13 protein-coding genes and 1 tRNA gene are annotated in these 17,361 nt (G+C 72.1%); 8 read left to right on the top strand and 6 right to left on the bottom strand.

Annotation, left to right across the window (positions count from 1 at the left end; all coding sequences use genetic code 11):
• Positions 1–18: 18 nt before the first annotated feature.
• The 3 genes from VG296_RS29625 to VG296_RS29615 form a co-directional block, all read right to left on the bottom strand.
• Positions 19–92: transfer RNA gene (locus tag VG296_RS29625), tRNA-Pro, on the bottom strand.
• Between the two features lie 129 nt (positions 93–221).
• Positions 222–1,130: a hypothetical protein gene (locus VG296_RS29620; protein WP_325571773.1), complete on the bottom strand. Its 909-nt coding sequence runs from the start codon at positions 1,128–1,130 to the stop codon at positions 222–224.
• Entirely contained in the window at positions 1,127–2,161 is a 1,035-nt protein-coding gene (locus tag VG296_RS29615; protein WP_325571771.1) for an SPFH domain-containing protein, read from the bottom strand. Before VG296_RS29615 ends, VG296_RS29620 begins: the two co-directional genes overlap by 4 nt.
• 175 nt (positions 2,162–2,336) lie before the next feature.
• Between VG296_RS29615 and VG296_RS29610 the strand changes: the two genes are divergently transcribed.
• From VG296_RS29610 to VG296_RS29595, 4 genes are all read left to right on the top strand, one after another.
• Positions 2,337–3,278 (top strand): beta-ketoacyl-ACP synthase III, encoded by a 942-nt coding sequence (locus VG296_RS29610; protein WP_325571769.1) that lies wholly within the window; start codon positions 2,337–2,339, stop codon positions 3,276–3,278.
• Positions 3,279–3,321: 43 nt separating this feature from the next.
• Positions 3,322–4,305: an MBL fold metallo-hydrolase gene (locus VG296_RS29605; RefSeq protein ID WP_325571767.1), complete on the top strand. Its 984-nt coding sequence runs from the start codon at positions 3,322–3,324 to the stop codon at positions 4,303–4,305.
• 26 nt (positions 4,306–4,331) lie between these two features.
• Positions 4,332–4,625 carry an MTH1187 family thiamine-binding protein gene (locus tag VG296_RS29600; RefSeq protein ID WP_325571765.1) on the top strand — a complete coding sequence of 98 codons (294 nt, stop codon included), beginning with the start codon at positions 4,332–4,334 and terminating at the stop codon, positions 4,623–4,625.
• 72 nt (positions 4,626–4,697) lie between these two features.
• Positions 4,698–5,978: a serpin family protein gene (locus VG296_RS29595; RefSeq protein WP_325571763.1), complete on the top strand. Its 1,281-nt coding sequence runs from the start codon at positions 4,698–4,700 to the stop codon at positions 5,976–5,978.
• Between the two features lie 14 nt (positions 5,979–5,992).
• On the opposite strand, the gene VG296_RS29590 is transcribed toward VG296_RS29595, so the two are convergent.
• Both VG296_RS29590 and VG296_RS29585 read right to left on the bottom strand, forming a co-directional pair.
• Complete coding sequence (locus tag VG296_RS29590; RefSeq protein ID WP_325571761.1) at positions 5,993–6,775, bottom strand: VOC family protein; 783 nt, start codon at positions 6,773–6,775, stop codon at positions 5,993–5,995.
• Positions 6,776–6,846: 71 nt separating this feature from the next.
• The gene (locus VG296_RS29585; protein ID WP_325571759.1) at positions 6,847–8,298 is read right to left on the bottom strand and encodes an MFS transporter; all 1,452 of its coding nucleotides are present in this window, start codon (positions 8,296–8,298) and stop codon (positions 6,847–6,849) included.
• Positions 8,299–8,413: 115 nt separating this feature from the next.
• On the opposite strand from VG296_RS29585, the gene VG296_RS29580 reads away from it, so the two are divergent.
• Positions 8,414–11,209: a helix-turn-helix transcriptional regulator gene (locus tag VG296_RS29580; protein WP_325571757.1), complete on the top strand. Its 2,796-nt coding sequence runs from the start codon at positions 8,414–8,416 to the stop codon at positions 11,207–11,209.
• A gap of 451 nt (positions 11,210–11,660) precedes the next feature.
• Here VG296_RS29580 and VG296_RS29575 read toward each other — a convergent pair whose 3' ends face one another.
• Positions 11,661–12,506 (bottom strand): inositol monophosphatase, encoded by an 846-nt coding sequence (locus VG296_RS29575; RefSeq protein WP_325571755.1) that lies wholly within the window; start codon positions 12,504–12,506, stop codon positions 11,661–11,663.
• Between the two features lie 81 nt (positions 12,507–12,587).
• On the opposite strand from VG296_RS29575, the gene VG296_RS29570 reads away from it, so the two are divergent.
• The 3 genes from VG296_RS29570 to VG296_RS29560 all read left to right on the top strand — a co-directional run bounded on the left by VG296_RS29570 (position 12,588) and on the right by VG296_RS29560 (position 17,357).
• Positions 12,588–13,367: a GNAT family N-acetyltransferase gene (locus VG296_RS29570; protein WP_325571754.1), complete on the top strand. Its 780-nt coding sequence runs from the start codon at positions 12,588–12,590 to the stop codon at positions 13,365–13,367.
• 48 nt (positions 13,368–13,415) lie between these two features.
• Positions 13,416–13,985: a type II toxin-antitoxin system PemK/MazF family toxin gene (locus VG296_RS29565; RefSeq protein WP_325571752.1), complete on the top strand. Its 570-nt coding sequence runs from the start codon at positions 13,416–13,418 to the stop codon at positions 13,983–13,985.
• Positions 13,986–14,081: 96 nt separating this feature from the next.
• Positions 14,082–17,357, top strand: a complete 3,276-nt coding sequence (locus VG296_RS29560) for a DEAD/DEAH box helicase (RefSeq protein ID WP_325571750.1) — start codon at positions 14,082–14,084, stop codon at positions 17,355–17,357.
• Positions 17,358–17,361: the final 4 nt, after the last annotated feature.

The raw sequence follows: 17,361 nt of genomic DNA, 5'->3' as shown, positions 1-17,361 counted from the left end.
GACCCGGGCTTTCCACTGTCGGGCTGACAGGATTTGAACCTGCGACCCCCTGACCCCCAGTCAGGTGCGCTACCAAGCTGCGCTACAGCCCGCTACTGCTGTGGCCCGGTGGTTTGTGCTGCTTGGGCCAGGAAGAACCATACCGCATCCGCGCGGGGAATCTCACCTCGATACTGCGGTGCCGGACCGAGGCGGGGGACCGACGGGCGGCGTGCGGACGATCAAACCACCAGGCGGAGCGTGCGGCGGGCGGGGGTGACGGTGACGGTCTGGCCCCAGGCGAGCTGGATCCGGTCCGCCTCCATGCCGTCGCCGAAGATGACCAGGGATTCGCTGCGGACCAGGATCTTGAGCACCTGGTCGCCCTCCAGCACGCCCTCGGTCAGGTCGGCGCCGGTCGTCGGGGACGGCCAGGCCTCGCGGACGAACCAGCCTAGGCCGCGGGCTTCGGGGGTGGGGAGGGCGAGGGGGCTGTGGCGCTCCTTGGCGACCGAGAGCAGCCAGCCGGTGGCGCCGGTGCCGGTGCCCGCGAGCAGGCCGGACGAGGACTGGGCCTCGGTGCGGCCGTCGGGGAGGGTCAGCTCGTAGCGCGCCGATTGGTGGGTCGGGCTGCCGAGGTAGATCTCGTTGAGGGCTGTGAGAGTGAGGCCGGTGGCGGCGGAGTCGACGACGGCCTCGACCATCGTGCGCCGCTGCTCTGGCGCGCGGCCGTCGGCCACGGACTGGAGCAGGCGGGCGCAGTCCCCGGCGTGGTGGCGCGTCAGCACGCCGAGGCCGCTGCCGGGGTTCGGGTCGATGCCGATGACGGGCTGGCCGTCGAGGTATTTGGCGACGTTGGCGACCAGGCCGTCCTGGCCGACGACGACCACGAGGTCTTCCGGCTCGAACAGGAAGCGGTCCAGGTCCTCGCGTTCGACGGCACCGCGGCGCCACGCGCCGGGAATCACCGCGGAAACCGTCTGGAGCGCGTGTTCTGAGGCGTCGTAACGGGCGGACACCGCGTCCAGGGCGACCGAGGATTTCCGCAGCTTGGCCTGGAACTTCGCCTGTTCCCAGGTGCCCTGCTCACGCACGATCTGCTCGCGCTCGGTGCGCCGGTGGACGACGACGACCCGCGGGGCGAGCGTCACGACCCGGCCCCGGCGGAAGACCCCGACGCCCCGGAAGACCCGGAGGACAGCGAGGAGAGGGCGGCGGTCAGGACGTCCGGCGTGAGGTTGAGGGTGCCGATGGACGGGAGCGAGCCGGCGAGGGACTGGGCGGCGATGGCGAGCAGGATGCGCGGGTCCTGGCCCTCGTACACGTGCATGCGCGCCGCGGCGGCCGACGCCTCGGCCTCGCCGAGTTCACGCAGCTGCTCGGCCTGGGCCGAGGCCGCGATGCGCACCCGTTCCGCGTCGGCCAACGCCTTGATCTTCGCCGCCTCGGCCGCCTCCTGGACCTTGCGCCGCTCGTTCGCACCCTGCCGCGCGACGAGCTGCTCCTCGCGGGTGGCCAGCTCGATGCGGTTCTGCAGTTCGTTCTCCGCGATCGCGCGCTCGCGGTTGACCGCCTCGGCGCGCCGCTCGAAGCCGGCCCGGTCCGCCTGTTGCTGGATCAGTTCCCTGGCCGGGGCACGCAGCGCGCGCTCGACGTCCGCTTCCGGGCGGATCGCGACGACGCGGGTGTCCACGATCTCCAGGCCGGTCTCGCCGAGGCGCGGGTCGCCGGACAGTCCCTCGACGATCCGGGCACGTACGGCGGCGGGGCCTTCGGACAGCGCCTCGGCCAGCGGGAGCGAGGCGAGCAGGGATAGCGCGTGCTCCTGGGCGAGTTCGGTCAGCAGGCCGGCGACCTGGTCCAACGGCGTGCCCTGGGCGACTCCGGTCGTCGGGTCGAGGCCGAAGTCGAGCCGGCGCGCGGCCTTGAGCGGGTCGGCGAATCGGTAGGTGACGGAGCCCTGCACGGCCGCCTCCTGGAAGTCCGCGGTCCGGCCGCGGAAGACCAGCGGCAGTTCACGGTCGTCCGCCGGCACCTCCGACAGGACCGTGCCGAGCGGGCGGAACCAGAACGCCTGGCCGACGCCCTGGTGCGCGACCTTTCCGTGCTTCAGGTGCACGACGTGCCCGGTGCCGGTGCCCCGGTAGTGGCTGAAGAAAGGGCGGCGGGTGATGTGTGCCATGCGGGTCCTCCCCTGCGAAAACACGGCCCGAACCTCGGATATGAGCCCCCTGAGGCCGGGTGGTCGGCAGCGACGATACGGCACGCCAGCCCTTATCGTCAATCTGACGAGAATGTGGCGCGGGCAGCGGGGTCCGCGGACCGCCCGGACATCCGGGGTCCGTAGACTGACCGCCATGACCGCTTCCCGGATCACCGCCGTCGGGCACTACCAGCCCGCCGAGATTCTGACGAACGCCGACCTCGAAAAGCTGGTCGAGACGAACGACGAGTGGATCCGCTCCCGGGTGGGCATCGTGGAACGCCGCATCGCCCGCACCGAGACGGTCGCCGACTTGGCGATCCAGGCCGCGGCCAAGGCGCTGGCCGCCTCCGGGCGCACGTCGGAGGAGATCGACCTGGTGGTCGTCGCCACCACGACCGCGATCGACCGCTGCCCGAGCACCGCGGCCCGGGTCGCCGCCGCGCTCGGACTGACCGCTCCCGGCGCGCTGGACGTGAACACGGCCTGCTCCGGCTTCAGCTACGCGCTCGCCGTCGCGGACCACGCGGTGCGATCCGGGGCGAGTAAGGCGGCGCTGGTGGTGGCCTCGGAGAAGATGAGCGATGTCACCGACTGGACCGACCGGTCGACCTGCGTGCTGATCGGCGACGGCGCGGGCGCGGCCGTCATCGAGGCCTGCGAGGACGAGGCGGCGGGCGTCGGACCGGTGTTCTGGGGTTCCGTGCCGGAGAAGAGTCGCATCGTGCTGATCGAGGGCGACACGCCGCGGTTCAGCCAGGAGGGCCAGTCGGTCTACCGCTGGGTCACCGGCGAGGTCGCCGACCTGGCCCGCCGCGCGTGCGCGGCCGCCGGGGTCAAGCCGGAGGAGCTGGCCGGCTTCGTGCCGCACCAGGCGAACCTGCGGATGATCGAGCCGTTGGCCCGTCAGCTCGGCATGCAGGACAAGGTCGTGGCGCGGGACGTCATCGTGTCCGGCAACACCTCGGCCGCGAGCGTCGGGATCGCGCTGTCCAAGCTGGTGGAGAGCGGCGAACTGCGCAGCGGCGACCAGGTGCTGCTGTTCGGCTTCGGCGGCGGGATCGCGTACGCCGGCCAGGTCGTGCGCTGCCCCTGAGGCCTCTGACGGCACGCGACCGACCGGGAGTAGATTCGGCCACATGACCATCACCGCTCTCGGCGCGGACGTGCATCTGATCGACACCGCGATGTCCGGCTACTCGGGCATCACCGCCGCCTACGCGATCCTCGGCTCGAGGCCCTGCCTGGTCGAGACCGGCACGGCGACCAGCGCGAAGACCGTGGTCGACGCGCTCGGCTCGCTCGGTGTGGGCCCGCAGGACCTGGCCACGATCGTGGTCACGCACATCCATCTGGACCATGCCGGCGGCGTCGGCGACCTGGCCGCCGCGTTCCCCGGGGCGCGGATCGTGGTGCAGGAGACCGGGGCCCGGCACCTGGCCGACCCCTCGCGGCTGATGGCCAGCGCGCGGCGGGTGTTCGGCTCGTCGATGGACGAGATCTTCGGCGAACTGCTGCCCACGGACGCGGCGCGGATCGACGCGATCGGCGCGCTGGGCCGGGTGGACCTCGGCGGCGGCCGGCACCTGGAGGGCCATCACACGCCGGGCCACGCGCGGCACCACCTGGGCCTGGTCGATTCGGCCACCGGGGACCTGTACGTGGGCGACGCGGCGGGCCTGTACATCCCGCCGGACGACGCCGATCCGCTGACCGGCCTGGCCGCTGCGGATCCGGATCTGGCCGGCACGATGCTGCCGGGCACTCCCCCGCCGGACTTCGACCTCGGACTCGCCCTCGCCTCGCTGGCCCGGATGCGCGCGCTCGGCTCGACCCGGCTGCTGTTCTCGCACTACGGGCCGATCACCCGGGTCGACGACGCGCTGGAGCGGGCCGAGGAGGAGCTGCGCCTCTGGGTCGGCGTGGTCCGCGAGGCCCGATCCGAGCAGCTGGACCTCGATCACACGCTCGCCCTGGTCCGCGAGCGCACCAAGGACCGGTACGCCGCGCTGCTGGCCCGGCCCGAAGTCGCCGCGAAGTTCGAGGCGCTCTCCTCGTCGGCGGCGAACGTCATGGGCATCAGCCGATGGCTGGAGAGCCTCGACGCCGCTCCCCAGCAATAGAGACACGGAAAGTCAGGGATCGAATCATGCTGGTCGCCTTCTCCGTCACGCCGATCGGCGCGGGCGAGGACGTCGCCGCGCCCGTCGCGAAGGCCGTCAAGGTGGTGCGCGACTCGGGGCTGCCCAACCGCACCGACGCGATGTTCACCACGCTCGAGGGCGAGTGGGACGAGGTGATGGACGTGGTCAAGCGGGCGTGCGAGGCCGTGCAGGAGGACAGCGGCCGGGTCAGCCTGGTGCTCAAGGCGGACATCCGGCCCGGGGTGACGGACGCGCTGAACGCGAAGGTCGCGAAGGTGGAGGAGCTGCTCGCCGAGTGACTGCGGGTGACCGGAACCGCGGCCGCCGCCGCATCGTCCAACGGACGATGATTTCCACGGGAGGGGAAGACGATGCGGCGGAAGACAATCCTCAGAACACTGCTCGCGGCGGCGTTGCCCGCGGGGCTGCTCGCCGGATGCTCATCGGGCGACGGTTCCGCACCGGTGGCCTATGTGACGGCGAAGAATGCCGCCGACATCACCGTAAGCAGTGCGGCGTTGCAGCAGGCGGAGACGGGTTCGGAGTCCTTCGGCCTGGCCCTGCTGCGCCAACTGGGTGACGGCACGAGCGGCAACATGGTCTTCTCGCCGCAGACGCTGGTGGACCTGCTCGCGATGATCCTGCCGGGTGCGAAGGGGCAGACGGCTTCGCAGCTGTCCGACGCGCTCGGGACGGCGGGTCTGGACGCGCGGACCGCCGCGGGGGCGCTCGGCAAGATCGACGCGAGCGCGCGGGCCGACGGGAACCAGAACTCGAACACTCTCGACGAGTCCAGCGACGTGTGGACGGACAAGACCGTCAAGCTCGCGCAGAGCTACCTGGCCGCGCTGGACGGGGCGTTCGGCGCCGGCGTGCACCAGACGGACTTCCAGACGAACGCGGACGGCGCGACCCAGGCGATCGACGACCTGGTCGCGCAGGAGACGCACGGCTACATCACGAATCTGTTCAGCAAGGGCTCGCTGGACGCCTCGACGCGGGTCGTGCTGACCGACGCGGTCTACCTGGACGCCTCGTGGGCGGACAAGTTCGACCCGAATAAGACCATGGATAACGACTTCTACTCGGAGTCCGGCGCGGCACGGCCGGTCCCGATGATGAGCTCGCAGGCCGGCTACGACTACGCCTCAGGAAAGGGCTGGCAGCTGGTCGAACTGCCGTACGCGGGCGGCAAGCTGGCGATGGACGTCGTGCTCCCGGCCAAGGGGACGGGGAATCTCAAGGCGTTCAGGGACAGCCTGTCAGCGGCGCAGCTGAACTCGATGCTGAGCTCGATGACCAAGCAGCCGGTGCAGCTGAGCCTGCCGAAGTTCACCACGAACTTCTCGCCCGAGAACCTGATCCAGTCGCTGAGCGCGCTCGGCCTCGGCGACCTCTTCAAGGACGCGGACCTGACCGGCGTGACCTCGGACGGCGAGCAACTGGCCGTGTCACAGATCGTGGAGAGGGCGCACATCGCGGTGGCGGAGAACGGCACGATCGCGGCTGCGGCGGCAGGCGGGGCCATGGTCACCTCCGCCGAGGCGCCCAAGGGCGTCGTGTTCGACGCCGACCACCCGTTCCTCTACCTGATCCGCGACCTGTCCACCGGCCAGCTGCTCTTCGCCGGGCAGCAGACCTCAGGTTCCTGAGGCGCTGCCCACGCCTACGCCGCGGCCGGGGCGAAGATCCCGAACTGCGCGCCCTGCGGGTCCTTCAGCACGCTGATCCGCAGGTCGCCGCCGGGCACCGCCGAGGGCGCGGTCACCACGCCGGCGCCCTCGCCGGCCGCCCGCGCCGTGACCGCGTCCACGTCCTGGACCCGGAAGTACGGCTTCCAGTGCGCGGGCACGTCGGCCGCCGGGGCGGGCGCGTGGTTGAGGTCCGCCAGGCCGCCGAAGTGGGTGCCGCCGATACTCCACTCGGTGTAGAAGTCACTCAGATGGGTGGTCCAGCCGAAGACCGCGGGGTAGAAGGACAGCGCCTGCTTCGGGTCCCGGGTGGACAGTTCGATCCAGCCCAGCGCGTTCGGGTCGCCGATGATCTCCGCGCCGCTGAACTTCCAGGCCTGCCAGATCGAGAAGGTGGCGCCGTCCGGGTCGGCCAGCACTCCGTACCGGCCGAGGTCGAACACGTCGACCGGCGTCATCAGGGTCCTGCCGCCCTGCTCGGCCGCCTTCACCGCGGTCCGCTCGGCGTCCTCGACGGACAGGCACACGCTCCAGGCGACCGGCTGCGAGTCGTCGAACCGCGGGGAGACCGCGGCGACCGGGGAGCTGTCCAGCCGGAACATCGCGTAGCCGCCCGCCTCGGGGCGCAGGTCGGTCTCGGCGTGCCAGCCGAAGACCGCGCCGTAGAAGGCCTTGGCGGCCTCCGGGTCCGGCACGCTCAGCTCCGTCCAACACGGGGTGTGCAAGGCCACGGTCCGCTGCTGCTGCTGGTGCTGCATCTTCCGGCCCTTCCGGTCATCAGGGGGTTTTCTGCACCGTAATCCGGGTGGAAGGGCCGGGCCTCGTTGAACTACGCCGTCGGGTTGACCGGCAGCAGCCGCATCAGCGCCGCGGAGACCAGGCTGATGGCGCTGAGCAGCAGCAGCGTGACGCCGAACGCCGAGGTGAACGCCGGGGCCGTCGGGTGCGCGCCGAGCGTGTCGAAGAAGATGATCCCGGCCAGCGCGATCCCGGTGGCACCGCCGACCTGCTGCACGGTGGACAGCAGCCCGGAGGCGGAGGAGGCGTGCTTCGGGGCCACGCCCGCCAGCACGACCCCGAACATCGGCGCGTATGCCAGCCCCATCGCGGCGCCGATCACCGCCATCGCCGGAATCAGCCAGGCCACGCTGTGGCCCTCGCCGCGCACGTGCACCGTGAGGGCGGCCAGCGCGTATCCGGCGGCCTGGGCGACGCAGCCGACGATCATCAGCTTCCTGCCGTAGCGCGCGGCGAGCTGCCCGGAGCGCATCGACGTGGCCAGGTACGGAACGCCGACCGCGATGAACAGCAGGCCCGAGCCGAGCGCCGACATGCCGCGGCCCTGCTGCAGGTAGAGCGCGAGCACGAAGAAGAACGAGGCGACCGCGCTGTTGTAGACCAGTGCGATGGGCATCCCGGCGGCGAAGGAGCGCTGGGTGAACAGCACCGGATTCAAAACCGGTTCGCCGTCGCGGGCGATCAGCCGCCGCTGGTGCGCGTAGAACAGGGCGAGCAGGACCGGCGAGGCGGCCAGGCAGGCCCAGGTCCAGGCGGGCCAGCCGTCCTGTCGGCCCTCGACCAGCGGGAGCACGAGGGCGAGCACGGCGAACGTGAGCAGCGTGCTGCCGACCGGGTCGAGCCGGGTGCGCCCGGTGCGCGGCACGCTCGGCAGCGCGCGCACCGCGAGCAGCGCGGCGGCCAGGCCGATCGGCACGTTGATCCAGTAGATCGAGCGCCAGCCGAGGCCGAAGAGGTTCGCCTGGATCAGCGCACCGCCGATGAGCTGGCCGAACACGGCGCCGAGCCCGGCGGTCAGGCCGTAGCCGGTGAACGCGCGGGCCCGCCAGGCGCCGGAGAAGGCCGCGCCGATCATGCCGAGGATCTGCGGCATGAACAGGGCCGCGCCGAGTCCCTGGGCGACGCGCGAGCCGATCAGCACGCCGGCGCTCGGGGCGAGGCCGCAGGCCGCGGAGGCGGCGGCGAAGACGACCAGGCCGGCGATGAACATGGTCTTGCGGCCGAACAGGTCGCCGAGCCGTCCGCCGGTGACCAGGGCGGCCGCCAGGGCGAGGCCGTAGCCCGCGACGACCCATTGGATGCCCGCGGAAGAGACGTGCAGGTCACGCTGGGTGTCGGGAAGCGCCACATTGACGATGAAGAAGTCGAGCAGGGCCATGAAGACCCCGGTGAGCAGGATGATCAGAGTGAAGGGGCTGTTGTGGCGGGCGGCGGGCAGGGGGTCCGCGGGGGCCGTCCGGCGTCGGTCCGTGGTCGTCGTCATGCCGGCGAAGCTACGGATCTTCGAGGCGGCCGGAATCAGTCACGGATAGGTAATCGGGGTAGGTAATCCGGACAGGCATCCGGCGCTGTCGGCCTGCGCGGTTAGACTCGAAATCATGTTGAGCGGGCGGGAAGCTGAGCTGAGGACTCTTCGGGGGCTGCTATCGGGGGCGAGGACCGGGAGCGGCGGGTCGCTCGTGCTCAGCGGCCAGCCGGGGATCGGCAAGTCCACGCTGCTCGACGCGGCGGCCGCGCGCGAGTCCGACGGCTTTCTCGTCCTCCGCGCGACCGGCTACGAAGCCGAGTCGCAACTCCCGTACGCGGGCCTGCATCTGCTGCTGCACCCGGTGCTCGACCGGCTCGACGTGCTGCCCGCGCCGCAGCGGGCCGCGCTGTCCACGGCGTTCGGCCTGGCCGTGCGGGATTCCGCAGAGGGCGTCGACCAACTGCTGATCAGCCTGGCTCTGCTCACGCTGCTGTCCGAGCTGGCCGAGGCGGACCGGCCGGTGCTGTGCCTGGTGGACGACGCGCACTGGTTCGACAGCCCGTCGCTCAACGCCCTGATCTTCGCGGCGCGCCGGCTCGGTGCGGAGAAGGTCGCGATCATGCTGGCCACGCGCGAGGGCAGCGCTTTGCTGGAGCGTTCCGGTCTGCCGGGGCTCGAAGTCAAAGGTCTGCCGGACGACGCCGCGCGCGAGGTGCTCACGCTTCGCTCCGACCGACCCTCGGATTCCGCACGCGTCCGAATCCTCGCTCAGGCTCACGGAAATCCGCTCGCGCTGCTCGAACTCCCCGCCGGATCAGGCCTCGAATCCCTCGGTGACGAGCCGCTGCCCGAGCTGCCCGAGCGGCTGATCGAGGCCTTCCGCGCGCAGGTGGAACGGCTGCCGCGAGACAGCCGGCACTTCCTGAAGCTGGCCGCGGCGGCGGACGGTCCGGAGCTGGACGTGCTGCTGCGCGCGGCGCCGCTGTTCGGTCTGCCGGTCGAGGCGATGGGTGCGGCCGAACGCGCCGGGATCCTGCAGGTGAATCAGGGCACGTTCTCGTTTCGGCACCCGCTGCTGCGTCCGGCGCTGATCTCCGCGACATCCGCGCCGAGCAGGCTGAACGCGCACCGGGCGCTCGCCGGGGCGCTGACCGGGCCGGAGCAGGCCGATCGGCGGATCTGGCACGAGGCCGCGGCGGCGACCGAGCCGGACGAGCACCTGGCCGCGGAGCTGGAGCGCACCGCCGAACGCGCCGGGCGGCGCAGCGGCCGGCCTGCGGCGATCGGCGCGTACGAGCGTGCGGCGCGGCTGAGTCCGTCGCCCGAGGACCGGCTGCGCCGCTGGATCCTCGCGGCCGAGGCGGCGATCGATCACGGCGACTGCGAACGTGCCGAGCAGGGTCTGCGCAACGCCGACGCAGTGCGCACCGAGCTCGAGTCGGCCGACGCGCCGCAGAGCATTGACGCGCAACTGCGCGCGAGGCTGGTGATGGCGCAAGCGTCCGCACGGTTCGAGCTCGGCGACCTGCGCGAGTCGTACCGCATCGCGTATGCGGGAGCTGCGGAGCTCGGCCGGACCGGCGGCGCGCGCGAGGCGGGGATCCTGCTGTGCCGCACGGTCGACCTGGCCTGGTTCCTGGGAGACCGCGAGGTCGCCGCGTACAGCGACCTGTTCATGCAGTTGGACGGCGTTCCGCCGGAGGACATCGCGTACGCGGTCTGCGTATTCGCCGAGTCGGCCATCATGCTCTCGCTGCGCCGGGACCTCGGCTTCATGCCGCTCCAGTTGGACGACGTCGTCGCGAAGGCGCGCAGCGTGGGCTTCAACAACCCGGCCGGATACCTCACGCTCGGCGCGCTCGCGCCGATCCTGGCACAGGACGAGGCGGCGCTCGAACTGTTCGCGGCCATGCTCGCCGACTGCCGGGAGCACGGCCGGATGGCGTGGTGCAGCCCAGCGCTCGGCGCCCTGGCCCGCGTCCAGGCGCACCTGGGCCGGCTCGCCGAGGCTCGAGCGTCGGCAGAAGAGGCGCTCGCGATCGCCGAGGCGGCCGGTCAGCCGCAATGGGAGAGCCAGGTCAGCGGCGTGCTGGCGTATCTGGCGGCGTCGGCGGGCGAGGAGGAGCGCTGCCGCGAACACGCGCGCCGGGCGCTCACGGACCTCGCGCCGACGGTCATGTCCCTCGGCGAGTCCTGGGGACGCTGGGCGCTCGGCCTGCTGGACCTCGGCCTCGGCCGTCCGGCATCAGCCCTCGAACATCTCCGAACGTTGGAGAACGGCCCCGCCGTGCATCAGCTCGCTGCGACGCGCGCACTGCCCGACCTGCTCGAGGCCGCGCTCCGGGCCGGCGACCGCGACCTCGCCGAGCACGCGTTGGGCCGCCTGACGCGCTGGGCCGGCGAGGTGAAGCAGAACGCCGCGGACGCCCTCGTCCTGCGCGGCGAAGCCCTGCTCGCCCCCGACGACGAGTCCGCCGCACGCAGCTTCACCGCCGCGCTGCGCCTGTACGAGAAGTCCGATCGCCCCTTCGACCGCGCCCGCACGCAGCTCCTCTGGGGCGAGCGCCTGCGCCGCGAGCGCCGCCGCACCGAGGCCCGCGGCCCGCTCTCCGCGGCCCTCGACACCTTCGAACGACTCGGCGCGACTCCGTGGGCCGACCGCGCCCGCCAAGAGCTCGCCGCCAGCGGCGCCGCCGGCAACTCCGTCGTCACCCGCACCAACAGCCCCGCCCAGGCCGCCCTGGCCGTACTCACCTCGCAAGAGGCCCAGATCGTCCGCCTCGCCGCCCAAGGCCTCTCGAACCGCGACATCGCCGCGCAGCTCGTTCTCAGCCCCCGAACAGTCGGCCACCACCTCTACAAGGCCTACCCGAAGCTCGGCATCGTCTCCCGCGGCGAACTCCCCGCCCTCCTCGACCGCCGCTGACCGCGACGTCAAGCATCGGCCGTAAGCGGACGGAGAGCATGGGGGCGTTGACCGGCGGGCCGGCATTCGGCGCGCTCTTCGCGCTGGCCGCGGTGATCGGGGGCCGCGGATGCTTGTGGCCGCTCTGGCGGTGACCGTGATCGGCGGCGTGAGCGGTGGCATGGTCGGCCTGGTCGCCGCGGTTCTTCCAGGACTGGCAGTGGCGTCGGCGCGCGATCATCTTCGCGGCCGCCCGCGTATCGCGCGCGCTTGCGCGGCGGCCGTGAGTGGCCTCGAAATCGACACGGTGTTCGTGGTCGGACACGGCGGCCTGGGTGCGGCGGCCGCCACGGGCTGCGGTGTCGCGTTCCTCGTCTTCGCCTTCGGCCTGTTCGCCGCCGTCGGCGCGTACGGCCTGAACTTCGGCGGCCTGAGCACACAAGCCCAAGCGATCGAACGAACGAAGCCGACCCTAAGCGATCGAGCGGGGCTCGAGGCGGACGCTCGTCGCGGCGAGGACGGCCTTGGCGGTGGCGGCGTCGGGGGCGACCACGAAGGGGAGGGCGTTGCCTCCGGCGAGGCGGAAGGGCATGCCGTCGGAGGTCATCGAGAAGCCGCCGGCCTCGGCGTGCAGGAGCAGGCCGGCGGCGTGGTCCCAGACGTTCTCCCACACCATCAGGGCGCAGGTCCGCCTGCCGTCGGCCATGGTCACGTATTCGAGGCCGGCGCCGTCGCTGTAGCAGAGCCACGCACCGTGGGTGCTCAGGGCGCTGATGGCCTCGCGGGCGCTCTCGTTCCAGAACTTCGGGCGGGAGGTGGACACGTCCACGTCCATCAGGCCGCTGGCGGAGTCCGGGGCGGGGGCGACGCGAAGCGGCTCGCCGTCCAGGTACGCGCCGCCGCCCTTGACCGCGTGGGCCATCCGGTCGAAGCAGGGCTCGTAGATCCACGAGGCCTGGAGCTCTCCGCCGCGGGCCAGGGCCACGAGCACGGTGAAGCGGGCGTTGGCGTTGGCGTAGTTCTCGGTGCCGTCGATCGGGTCGATGATCCACACCGGGTCCGGGCCGTCCAGCGCGTCGAGCACGCCGGGGTCCTCGAAGACCGCCTCCTCGCCGACGACGCGCGAGCCGGGCAGCAGGTCCCGCAGCCGCGCGGTGAGCTCCCGCTCGGAGGCCCGGTCGGCGACCGTGACCAGGTCACCCGGGCCCTTCTCGACGATCTCGCCGTCCTCGAGCCGCCCGAACCGGGGCAGGATCTCGGTGGCACTGACCTCGCGGATGATCTCCGCGACCCGGGAAACCGCAGCGTCGTCGAGCATGGTGATCACTCTGCCACAGCCGCCGCGCGGCCGGAATGAATATCCGGTGCCATCCTCGCGCACTGTCGGTAGCCTGCGCTCATGGACTCCGCCTCGGTGCTCGCGCTCTTCGACCGGCAGATCCGCCGCGACCATCGCGGCGACGGGCCCGGCGACCTGGTCGAACGGGTGGGCGAGGTGGTACGGCTGGTCGGCTCGAGCGGCGCCGGCTGGTGCGGCGTGATCTGGTCCGCGCTGAACGCCGAGACCGCGGACGCCGCGATCGCCGAGCAGGTGCGCCGCTTCACGGACCTCGGGCGCGAGTTCGAGTGGAAGCTCTACAGCCATGACACACCGACCGACCTCGGCGATCGGCTGCTCAAGGCCGGGTTCACCCCCGAGCCGGCGGAGGCGCTGATGTTCGCGGAGATCGCGAGCCTGCCGACCGAGCCGGTGCTGCCGGACGGTGTACGGATCGAGCCGGTCACCGACGCGGCGGGGGTCGGGCTCATGGTCGAGGCGCACGACGCCGCGTTCGGCCGGCCCTCGCCGCGCATGGAGCAGCAGCTGCTGCGGCAGGTGGCCGAGGATCCCGAGTCACTGATCGCGCTGGTCGTGCTGGCCGGGGACCGGCCGGTGTGCGCGTCGCGGCTGGAGCTCCATCAGGGCACTGAGTTCGCGAGCCTGTGGGGCGGCGGCACGGTGCCGGAGTGGCGGGGCCGCGGAATCTACCGGGCGACGGTGGCGTACCGGGCGCGGATCGCGGCCCGGCGCGGGTACCGGTTCCTGCAGGTGGACGCGTCCGACGACAGCCGGCCGATCCTCGCCCGCCTCGGCTTCTCCGGGCTCAGCAGCACGACGCCGTACAACTACGTGCCCTGATACGCGCGGGCGGGCGCGGTGTCGGCGCCGGACGGTAGGGTGCGTCGCATGACCGAGACCCATCACCCGAGCCCGATGGACCTGCCGCACCACCAGATCCAGCACGAGGCTCACACCAACGCACGTCCGTCCGTCGAACACGACGGACACGCGCCCGGCCGGGTTCAGCACGAGCACGACCCGTACGCCGACTCGCCCGGACACTCCGGACCGTACGCCACCGTCGAGGTGGACCCGCACACGCTCGGCCCGGTGCACACCGAGTACGCGCCGAATCACGACGGCGACCCGGACCCCGGCGAGGTCGTGTGGACCTGGGTGCCCTACGAGGAGCACGACGGCCGCGGCAAGGACCGGCCGGTGCTGGTCGTGGCCCGGGACAAGGGCGGCGAGTTCCTGTTCGCGGTCAAGCTCACCAGCGTCTGGCACGCCGACGCGGACAACTGGGTGGACGTCGGCGCCGGCGCCTGGGACCGCGACGCGCGCGAGTCCTACGCGGTGGTCGACCGCGTGGTGCGCGTCCACGAGCACGGGATGCGGCGCGAGGCCTGCGCGATGCCGGCGCACGACTTCGACAAGGTGATCACGCACCTGCGCGACCGGTACCGCTGGAGCTGACCCCGGAGCCACCCGGTCGGCCACAACCCCTGAGCACCGTGGGATACGCTGGAGTTTTACGAAGCGAACGATCCGCGAGGGGATTCCGAGCGAGCGATGTACGTCCTGCACGCGCAGTTCAGCGAGTCCGGCTTTTGGGAGTTCTGGGCCGAGGACTCCGAACTCGCGCGGGGCCTCGCGGCGAACGGCGGCGTGCCGGGCGGGGGCGGCGAGGGTAAGACAGCCGGGGTCAAGGGCGCCAAGGGCAGGGCCGCGAAGCCCTCGGCGGGCGCGGCGCGCCACCCTTTCGCCGCGGATCCGGCCGAGCTCGCGAAGGTGCTCGCCGGAGCCGGCCCGGTGGTCGCCGAGGCCCTGTCCGAGGCCGATCCGCGCGGCTCGCTCCCCCTCGCGCTGCCCTCGGGCCCGCGCGCCCCGCTGCCCGGCGACCGGCTCGCCCGGCTCGAGGGCCCGCTGAGCGAGCCGGCCCCGCCGAACCGCGAGCTGCGCGCCTGGATCGTGCCCACCCTCGCGCTCGACCCGGCCGCCGGCGCCGGGCTGCTGCTCGCGCTCGGCGGCGGCGACCTGCTCACCGTGTACGACGAGGAGGGCACCGAGCGGGAGCTGCCGCTCGACCCCAGCGTGGCCTACGCGCACGCCGTCGCCGCGTTCGCCGACGCGCTGGTCAGCCGCGGCGAGATCCATCCGTGGCTGGCCTATCAGCCGGAGGAACGCGGCTACTTCGCCAGCTGGGTCCCGGCGTACGTGCTGGAGTCCGCCGCGCATCGCAGGTCGCTGATCTCGGCGATGCCCCCGGCGTTCCGCTGCCAGCTGCTCGGCGAGGAGCTGACCGGGCTGCCCGCCGAGGACGTGTTCGACAACGCGCTCGCCGCATTGGTCGACGCGTACGTGCTCGCCGCGTTCGCCGGGCCGCACGGCCTGCACGGCGAGCCGCTCGCCCCCGCCACCCGCGGCGGCCGGCCGAGCGCCGCGGAACTCTGGCTCAGGGCCCTGACCACGACGAAGGGCAACCGGCTCGACCCGGACCTGCTCGTGTCCGAAGAGGCCGACGAGCTGATCGACCTGCTCGAGGCCTGGACCACCGCCGCCATCGCCGAGGAAGGCCCGGTCCGCACCTGCTTCCGGCTGCGCGACCCCGGGCAGCAGGAGCACGACGTCGAGGACTGGTCGGTCGACCTGCTGCTCCAGTCGACTCAGGACCCTTCGTTGCTCGCCTCCGCCCCGGAGGTGTGGAAGCGCTCGGGCGCGGCGCGGCTGCTGCGGCAGTCGGGCGTGGACCCGCGGCAGGCGCTGCTCCAGGGACTCGGCCGCGCCGCACGCTACTTCCCGCAGCTCGGTGACGCGCTGCGGCAGCCGAGTCCGGACATCGTCCGGCTGAATTCCGAGCAGGCCCTGCACTTCCTGCGGCACACCGCGCCCGCGCTGCGCGAACGCGGCTTCGGTGTGCTGCTGCCGCCGTGGTGGGCCGGCAAGCGCGCCCGGATCTCGCTGAATCTGCACGCCGAGGCGTCCACTTCGCAGCCGGGCGCGGCGGAACCGGACAAGGACGCGAAGTTCGGGCTCCAGGAGCTGCTGAAGTACCAGTGGCAGGCTTCGATCGGCGCGATCGAACTCACCGACGGCGAGTTCATGGAGCTCGCCGCCGCCAAGACAGACCTCGTGAAACTGCGCGGCGAGTGGATCGAGGTGGACGCGGCCAGGCTCGCGGCCGCCGCGCAGGCACTCGGCAGCGCGCAGACCGGCACTATGACCGCCGCCGAGGTGCTGAACAAGGCGATGCACGGCCTGGACCAGCGCCGTCTCCCGCGCTCACTGCTCGACAACCCGCTCGAGGTCAAGGTCAGTTCGACCGGGTGGCTCGGCGATCTGCTCGCCGGCGCGGTCGAGCAGGAGTACGCCGTGGCCAAGGAGCCGCGCGGCCTGAAGGCGAAGCTGCGGCCGTATCAGAAGCGCGGCGTCGGCTGGCTGACGTTCATGGACGGGCTCGGTCTCGGCGCGATCCTCGCCGACGACATGGGGCTCGGCAAAACCGTCCAGGTGCTGACGCTGCTGGAGCAGGAGCGCGCCGATACCGGGCGTAAGCGCATTGATCCGACGCTGCTGATCTGCCCGATGTCGCTGGTGGCGAACTGGCAGCGCGAGGCCGAGCGGTTCACGCCGCGGCTGAAGCTCCACGTCCACCACGGCTCGGAACGCCTGGAGGGCAAGGAGTTCCAGCGCGAGGTCAAGGGCGTGAACCTGGTGATCACGACGTACGCGCTGGCCCTGCGCGACCGCGAGCAGCTCGGCGAGGTCGGCTGGCGGCGCATCGTGATCGACGAGGCGCAGGCGATCAAGAACGCGGCGACGAAGCAGGCCCGCGCGGTCCGCTCGCTCCCCGCCCCGCGCCGCATCGCGCTGACCGGCACTCCGGTGGAGAACCGGCTCGCCGACCTGTGGTCGATCATGGAGTTCGCCAACCCCGGCCTGCTGGGCTCCGCCGAGCAGTTCAAGGACCGCTTCGCGCGGCCCATCGAGCGCGGCAACGAGGGCGCCGACGCCGCGGCCGAGCGGCTGCGCCAGGCCACGTCCGCGTTCGTGCTGCGCCGCGTGAAGACGGACCCGAACATCATCAGCGACCTGCCGGACAAGGTCGAGATGCCGGTCGTGTGCAACCTGACCAGCGAGCAGGCGAGCCTCTACCAGGCCGAGGTGGACCGGATGCTCGCGGCCGTGCAGTCCGCGAAGAACGGCATCGGCAAGAAGGGCGTCGTGCTCGCCGGGCTCACCCGGCTCAAGCAGATCTGCAATCATCCGGCGCTGTTCCTGAAGGACGGGTCGCGGCTGCACGGCCGCAGCGGCAAGCTCGCGCGCGTGGAAGATCTCTGCGACGAGGTGCTCACCGCGGGCGAGCGGGCGCTGCTGTTCACGCAGTACGCCGAGTTCGGCGGCATGCTGCAGCGCCACCTGGCCGAGCGCTTCGGACGGCCGGTCGCGTTCCTGCACGGCGGCACCACGAAGACCGCGCGCGACGAGTTGGTGCGCCGGTTCGAGCAGCCGGACGGCCCGTCGCTGTTCGTGCTGTCCCTGAAGGCGGGCGGCGTCGGCCTCAACCTGACGACCGCCAACCACGTGCTGCACGTGGACCGCTGGTGGAACCCGGCGGTGGAGAACCAGGCGACCGACCGGGCGTTCCGGATCGGCCAGCGAAAGAACGTGCAGGTCAGGAAGCTGATGTGCGCGGGCACCCTGGAGGAGCGGATCGACCGGGTGATCGAGGAGAAGAAGGGCCTGGCCGAACGGATCGTCGGCTCCGGCGAGAGCTGGCTGACCGAACTCTCGGTGACGCAGCTGCGCGACCTCGTGCTGCTGTCCGGCGACCCGGTGGCGGAGTAGGTGA

The sequence above is a fragment of the Actinospica sp. genome (assembly GCF_035552695.1).
GTDB lineage: Bacteria > Actinomycetota > Actinomycetes > Streptomycetales > Catenulisporaceae > Actinospica.
This window is presented reverse-complemented; position numbering and strand designations above follow the sequence as displayed.